This is a genomic window from Citrobacter sp. L55 (genome assembly GCF_002850715.1).
GTDB classification, from domain to species: domain Bacteria; phylum Pseudomonadota; class Gammaproteobacteria; order Enterobacterales; family Enterobacteriaceae; genus Citrobacter; species Citrobacter braakii.
Window position 1 is genome coordinate 1 of record NZ_KZ559427.1, and the last position, 3,726, is coordinate 3,726.

Consider the following 3,726-nt stretch of genomic DNA (forward strand, 5'->3'; position numbering starts at 1 on the left):
CTTCTGGAACCGTGTCTGTCCTCACTGAACACGCTGGGGACATGCTGCATCAGTTCCTCACGGGTTAACGGACGGTCACGGCGGATCTGGTTAATTCGGCCAAAGCGGCTGGCTAAGCGCATGGAAATTTCCTTTCTGAGAAACAAAAGAAAACGCCCCGCTCGGATGAGCAGGGCGTCGGTGGTGTGTAATACCTGTGTTGTGACAGTCGTCAGGACGGGTTCGTCTGTTCTGCCCCGGCCGGAGCAGGTTCATTCGATGTTGCGGGAGTGCCGTGAATAATCTGGTGCTTCACCAGCGCCTTCTGCATGTCATTGATGCAGTACGTGATGTAGAAGACGTTAAACAGAACGGTATAAAAGGCGTTTATCTTCAGGTCAAAGCGAAACGTGTTCAGCGCATAGTGACGCAGCGCGGTTCTGGCCTTAAAGGCCCAGACCACATACATCACTCCGCTGGCCACTGAGAGCAGCCCGCTGATGGCCAGCAGGATATCGCCGGTTGAGTCATAGCCGTACGGGTCAGGCGCTGCCATAGCACCCAGCTGGCGGCTGAGCCCGAAGCAGATGGTCAGCCAGATAATAAACAGATTGCCGTATAGCGCGTAGCCCGTGGTGTCGCTGATGATATCCTGCTTTTTGTAGAGCCAGAGCAGGGGCCAGACGCCACAGGTGGCCATGCTGAGCAGGACAAAATGCAGCGTACGGGTATTCAGCCGTTGGCTGAGAGTATTAATTGTTATATCCGTCATAAACTAAGTTCCTGTATTAAACGAGTGAGGAGTGAGGGAAGTGTTTCCGGGAATTAACCGGCGGTATTTTCACAGTCACTGATATTTTTAAGTTCCTGCTGCGTATTTCTGATCCCCGGATGAAAACTGCCGGCTTTCCTGTCATTCACATACACATCAAAATGTGCAGCCTGTCCCAGGACCGTAATAAACTGCGACCAGGCATTGTCCGCATTACGCCATCCCAGAGACGAAGGGAGCGGGAATTGTCGATCGTTTATTACCAGCGTGATGGCGGTATGGTCGTCATGTGAGTCCGCCCCGGAACCATCGGGAAAGGTGAGCATGACGTGATGCTGCAGGATGTTCTGCTCATCGGGGTTGCCTGTGCAGTTAAGGTTAAACATGACATTTTCGGAACTGGTGATGATGTATTCGGTCACTCCCATGCCGAAGCCGCTGGTCCACATATTGGGGATGGCGTGTGCGACGCCAGTGAATGCCAGTGTTGTCACCAGCAGAACGGCAGATAGTTTGCGCATGAACTTTTCCTTAAATTATCGAAGAGGCGGGCAACTATTGATGAACCCGTTGTGGGCGTTACATAAGCTGTTTGCCAACTGTCATCAGGCCGGCCAGCCAGCCGATGCACTGAGGGCCAGCAAGCCAGAACAGTCGGGCTTTTAAAAGGCCGCCCATTCCACCGGTGGTATAGACGCTGTCCGGCATCAGCCACAGGCGCAGGAACGCGCCGACCGTCATACCGGCACCGGGGCCGAGCGTCATCCAGAACAGATACCCCATTCCCTGTCCGAAACTGCGGATTTCGCCCGTATTCCCGAAGACGTTAAACAGGACGACCACAAGCGCGATGCCGAATGCAATCGCGAAATATTTAATAACTAGCGTCATTCTTTTCAGTCCTTATGTTCTGCACTGCTGAGCGGCGCTCAGCATGTTGTCCATAAAACGCGGCGGTACATAGCCGTACTGCCGGTTCATTTTCTCCAGTTCTCCGTGGGTATATTTCGTCTTCAGCTCATCCCATATACAGCCGCAGACTGCAGTAGTGCCTCCACCGGACTTGCAACCCCGGATGAACTCTTGTTCGTTTTTGTCACCACAGCCACTCAGGGCCTGCGCTGCCAGCAGCGTGACGACCAGTAACGCGCCCCGGGGTGCCATTGTCATTTTTAATTGCCTGTTAATCATTGTGTGAATAATCCATCCGTTAAAACGCCTCTGCTCAGAGGCTGTCCGATTGCGCCACGCCTTCCTGTGCAAGTGCATGGCTGATATTGTTCACCACCGTATCCGGGTCGAACCGGATTTCCGCCAGATGCTTACCCGCCTCAGGTGTTCCCTGGTAAACGTCCAGGGACGCGAACGGTGTGCCTTCATCGTTTGTCCCGGCAGATACCTGGTATGAGGTATCGCCGTTCCGGACGGTGAATTCCTGCAGACTGATTACCTGATTGTTCTGGTATGCGTACGCGGTGGTGTGTACCGGTACGGTAATGTCCATTTCCTTATGTTCTGCGCCGGTCCTGCCGAATGAATACGATACCGACGGGGTGATGATGCAAATCTCGACCTCTTTTTTGTGGTTAGCGGTCTGTGCATAGAAGACGGGCTTGTCGCAGCGCTGATGATGTGCCTGTATAAGAGCATCGGGCGTAGCGGCATTTGCGGCCGACAGCGATGCCAGCATCATTCCTGCGCTCAGCAGCAGGGCCTTACCGTGTTTCATGTTTTAACTCCTTTTGGTCTGGTCTGAGGTTCGGGAGAATGCTCCCGGAAGGTGTGAATGACGTTGCTGATAAAGTGAAAATGCGGAAGGGCATTGATAAAATCCGCGTCCACAATGAGCGCGCTGGTCTCACTGCGTCGGTGAAAAGAGCGTTCAGACAGGGAGACCGATGTTACTTCTTCAACCCTGAATACCCGTATCGCACCATACTGGCTGGCCACCAGATACCAGTATGCATGTGAGAAAATCAGCCGGTAGGGCTCAAGGTGGTCGTGACGAATACCCTTTACCAGCAGGCTGACCATCCGGTGGTGGTAAATGCCTTCAGCAAGCCGCTGAAAGCAGTCCGGGAGGATCCCCGCTGGCTGCTGTACATGACCTATCAGACAGGGCGATGTGCCGTTTTCATCCATCAGCAGCTGCATCAGCTGACGGCTCTGTGAGGGAATGAGACGGGCTATTCCGGTGTTGCGGGCAAACGCCAGCGCACCCGGGGTATGATCGCGCATCGGGTTCGTTCTTAAACGCCAGAAGCCATTATCGCCAGTCAGATCCAGATGCAGCAGACGCTGAGAGAAATCCCGGCGCAGGGTGCGTTCAGATACGCCAAATTCACCGGACAGCGCTTTCAGTGAAAGGGATTCACCGGCAAGAAGCCGGCTGATAATAACTGACAGCCTGAGTGCCAGCCTGTCGTGTCGGTGCGCAGGATCCGTGGCGCGCATATGCCCTCCGTGAATGAAAAATACTGACATATCTCATGCGGTTATTATGCAGGACGGGGTGGACAGGCTATGACCAGCGATGAGAGCGTGCGGCAGAAAAAATGAAATATTTTTACCACGGTAACTGACTGAATTTACGCTGATAATTCCACATTGTTCAGTGGGTGAACTGCAGGTGGTCATACCCTGTCATCAGGCAGGTCAGCAGGATGCGTGGTCAGGGCGGAAGGTGGCTGCAGCATTGCATTTTATTAATCTCGCCCTCAGTAAACGCAGTAAGATGCGAAACAGAACGATGAGGGCACAGTGGAGACTGTGGATCTCTTTCTCCGGCCAGCCTGCGCGCCGGCAGTAATCCAGGATCCTGGTTACTGTCTGTCTTCGGATATAGCGCAGCAGCATGCGTAACAGAGGCCATGTCAGCTTCCTGAGTATCATTTCCACCTCCTCAAAAAAACCAGTGCCACAGTGCGGAAGCGGCATTCACAATGCCATCGCGGATTGTTCCCAGCCCTTCCCGG

At 53.7% G+C, this 3,726-nt stretch carries 6 protein-coding genes and 1 pseudogene; all 7 read right to left on the reverse strand.

The annotated features are described in order from the left end of the window. Positions 1-122, reverse strand: a pseudogene (locus tag B9P82_RS26625) (DUF945 domain-containing protein); the annotation flags it as partial. A gap of 89 nt (positions 123-211) precedes the next feature. Further along, complete coding sequence (locus B9P82_RS26630; RefSeq protein WP_101701303.1) at positions 212-751, reverse strand: DUF4234 domain-containing protein; 540 nt, start codon at positions 749-751, stop codon at positions 212-214. A gap of 53 nt (positions 752-804) precedes the next feature. Continuing rightward, positions 805-1,272, reverse strand: a complete 468-nt coding sequence (locus tag B9P82_RS26635; RefSeq protein ID WP_101701304.1) for a hypothetical protein — start codon at positions 1,270-1,272, stop codon at positions 805-807. Between the two features lie 58 nt (positions 1,273-1,330). After that, on the reverse strand, positions 1,331-1,642 hold the full coding sequence (locus tag B9P82_RS26640; protein ID WP_101701305.1) for a hypothetical protein: 312 nt from the start codon (positions 1,640-1,642) through the stop codon (positions 1,331-1,333). A gap of 12 nt (positions 1,643-1,654) precedes the next feature. Then, positions 1,655-1,921 (reverse strand): hypothetical protein, encoded by a 267-nt coding sequence (locus B9P82_RS26645; protein WP_246842172.1) that lies wholly within the window; start codon positions 1,919-1,921, stop codon positions 1,655-1,657. A gap of 55 nt (positions 1,922-1,976) precedes the next feature. Continuing rightward, positions 1,977-2,480, reverse strand: coding sequence for a hypothetical protein (locus B9P82_RS29180; protein WP_246842173.1), 504 nt, complete (start codon positions 2,478-2,480; stop codon positions 1,977-1,979). Then, positions 2,477-3,205 (reverse strand): helix-turn-helix transcriptional regulator, encoded by a 729-nt coding sequence (locus tag B9P82_RS26655; protein WP_101701306.1) that lies wholly within the window; start codon positions 3,203-3,205, stop codon positions 2,477-2,479. Before B9P82_RS26655 ends, B9P82_RS29180 begins: the two co-directional genes overlap by 4 nt. Positions 3,206-3,726: the final 521 nt, after the last annotated feature.